The sequence below is a fragment of the Halobaculum sp. EA56 genome, assembly GCF_051195075.1.
Taxonomy (GTDB): Archaea; Halobacteriota; Halobacteria; order Halobacteriales; family Haloferacaceae; genus Halobaculum.
This window is the reverse complement of record NZ_JBNTJX010000118.1, coordinates 1-867: the sequence shown is the minus strand read 5'-3', so window position 1 is coordinate 867 and position 867 is coordinate 1. Positions and strand designations below refer to the sequence as shown.

Here is an 867-nt window from a genome sequence, read left to right as displayed (position 1 = left end):
GTGACGTTCCTCCGGCGCGTGCGCGAGGGCCCGACCGACCGCAGCTACGGCGTCCACGTCGCCGACCTCGCGGGCGTCCCGGGCCCGGTCGTGGCCCGCGCGGACGAGGTGCTCGACCGCCTGCGCGAGGAGAAGGCCATCGAGGCGAGGGGAGCCGGTTCGGGCGGCGGCGACGGGGAGACCAGACAGGCCGTCTTCGACCTCTCGGCCGGCGAGTTCGTCGCCGGCGGCGGGGAGGACGGGAACGCCGGCGACGACGCCGACCGCCCCGCCTCCGCCGCCGGCAACGGCGCCGCGGTCGCGACGACCGACGGAGACCGTGCCGCCCCCGGCGACGCGGACGCGACGGAGTCCCCGGCCCCCGAACTCGAACCCGAGGCCGAGGCGGTGCTGTCGGCGCTCCGGGGGACCGACGTGAACGAGACGCCGCCCGTCGAACTGATGGCGAAGGTGCAGGAGTGGCAGGAGCGACTGGACGGGGGGTGAGCGACCCACGGACGGACCCGCGACGGGGGGGGAGCGGTCGGGGCGCTCAGCCCTCCCGCGTCGCCGCCGCGAGGTACCGACAGTCGCGAAGGCGCGACGTCAGTTCCTCGAACCGGTCGGCGCCGCACGCCGCACACGCCGCCGGCTCCTCGACCCCGTCGTGGACCGTGTCACACCCCTCGCAGGCGTAGAACCGGAGCCCGAGCACGGGTGCGGTACGCGGGCGAGGCGCATACCGTTCCCGGCCGGGGGGCGTCGCCCACTCCGGACGAATTTCGGAGAGACTCCGCCCCCACGCCGGACCCAGTCCCGTCGGAGTTCGGAAATGGTACTTATGCTGATAGGTGGTCGGTGGAGGTGTAGCAATGACGACCCCACGAC

2 protein-coding genes are annotated in these 867 nt (G+C 74.6%); one reads left to right on the top strand and one right to left on the bottom strand.

The window, feature by feature from the left end:
• Positions 1 to 486, top strand: a 486-nt coding sequence (locus ACQUQ1_RS22485; protein ID WP_435066397.1) for a MutS-related protein, incomplete at its 5' end; no start/stop codon positions are given.
• Positions 487 to 532: 46 nt separating this feature from the next.
• On the opposite strand, the gene ACQUQ1_RS22480 is transcribed toward ACQUQ1_RS22485, so the two are convergent.
• Positions 533 to 694 carry a hypothetical protein gene (locus ACQUQ1_RS22480; protein ID WP_435066396.1) on the bottom strand — a complete coding sequence of 54 codons (162 nt, stop codon included), beginning with the start codon at positions 692 to 694 and terminating at the stop codon, positions 533 to 535.
• Positions 695 to 867: the final 173 nt, after the last annotated feature.